General features: G+C 56.4%; 1 protein-coding gene. It reads left to right on the forward strand.

Going from position 1 to position 1,641, the window contains the following annotated elements; all coding sequences use genetic code 11:
• Positions 1 to 210: 210 nt before the first annotated feature.
• Positions 211 to 1,641: hydantoinase/oxoprolinase family protein (locus VB081_RS13440; protein WP_323401290.1), on the forward strand; the 1,431-nt coding region annotated here is incomplete at its 3' end.

Raw genomic sequence — 1,641 nt, forward strand, 5'->3', positions numbered from 1 at the left:
GGGATCACCCGACGAATTTTAGAGGCTTGAGGGCTTCCTCAACCCCTTATCCAACGCTTCAATAAACATCTTGGCGGCACTGCATTGCAGTGCCGCTTTTTCGTCGGTGGGACCGGTGAAATTTGTTTCTTTTGCTTTACCGGAGTAGGGTTTTGTGATAATGTAAACTTATCACTTATTACCACAAATAATGGAAAATGGGAGGTTAATATGAGAATTGCAACAGATATCGGCGGCACCTTCACGGATTTGGTAGTCCTGGATGGTGAACGTGGCATTTCCTTTGAGAAAAGCCACACGACACCACCTCGGTTTGAAAAGGGCGTTATTAATGTCATCAAGAAAAGCGGGATTTCCACAGCGGAAATTGAGCTGTTCTTCCACGGCACTACGACGGTTATCAATGCTCTGACGGAGCGGAAGGGTGCCAAGACCGGACTGATTACCACCAAGGGCTTTCGGGATGTTCTGGAAATCGCCCGGTGCAATCGCCCGGATTTGTTCAATCTCGTATTTGCCAAGCCCCGGCCCTTCATCCCGCGCCACCTGCGGTGCGAGGTGGAGGAACGGATGTCCTATCGGGGGGAGGTCATCACGCCCCTGCTGGAGCAGGATATCGATGAAGCCGTGGCCTATCTTCGGGAACAGGGGGTCGAATCCATTGCGGTGTGCATGCTCCACGCCTATGCCAATGATGCCCACGAGCAGTGCACGGTGGCCCGCATCCATGAGCTGTGGCCGGAGGTGTTCGTCACGGCATCCCGGGATGTGACCCTGGAATGGCGGGAGTATGAGCGGACCTCCACCATCGCCCTTAATGCCTACGTTATGCCCACGGCATCCTCCTATGTGGACCGCCTGGAAGGTGAACTAAAAGCCCTGGGAGTGGATTGCCCCAAATACATCATGAAGAGCAATGGGGGAACCACCACCTTTGAGCAGAGTAAGTTAAGCCCCATCAACATGGTGGAATCCGGACCGGTGGCCGGTGTGTTTGGTGCTGCTGTGGTGGGTGAAGCCATCGGCGAGCCCAATATCATCGCCTTCGATATCGGGGGGACCACGGCCAAATGTTCCCTCATCGATAAAGGCCAGCTCAAGGTCAGCACCGAGTACCGCATCGAGCGCACCGAAAGCTACGCCGGTTATCCCGTCATGGCCCCGGTGGTGGACATCGTGGAAATCGGCAACGGTGGCGGCTCCATTGCCTGGATCGACGATGCCGGGTCCCTGAAGGTGGGTCCCCAATCCGCTGGTGCCATGCCTGGCCCCGTGGCCTATGGCAACGGCAGCAGTGACCCCACCACCACGGATGCCTGTCTTCTTACGGGTCGGTTATCTCCAGATAATTTTGATAATCCAGTGGATATGGCTGCGGTGGAAAAGGCCGTTCAGGATAAGGTGGGGACCCCCCTGGGGATGACGGCTCTGGAGGCTGCCATGAGCATCATCCGCGTAGCAGATTCCAATATGCTCAACGCCCTAAAGCTGATTTCCGTTCGCCGGGGCTATGATCCCCGGGATTTCGCCATGGTGGCCTTTGGGGGGGGCGGACCCATGCACAGCGCCTATCTGGCCAAGGAGCTTGGGGTGCGCCGGGTCATTATCCCACCGGCAGCCTCGGTATTCTCCGCCTGGGGA

The sequence above is a fragment of the Christensenella sp. genome (assembly GCF_034927525.1).
Classification (GTDB): domain Bacteria; phylum Bacillota; class Clostridia; order Christensenellales; family Christensenellaceae; genus Christensenella.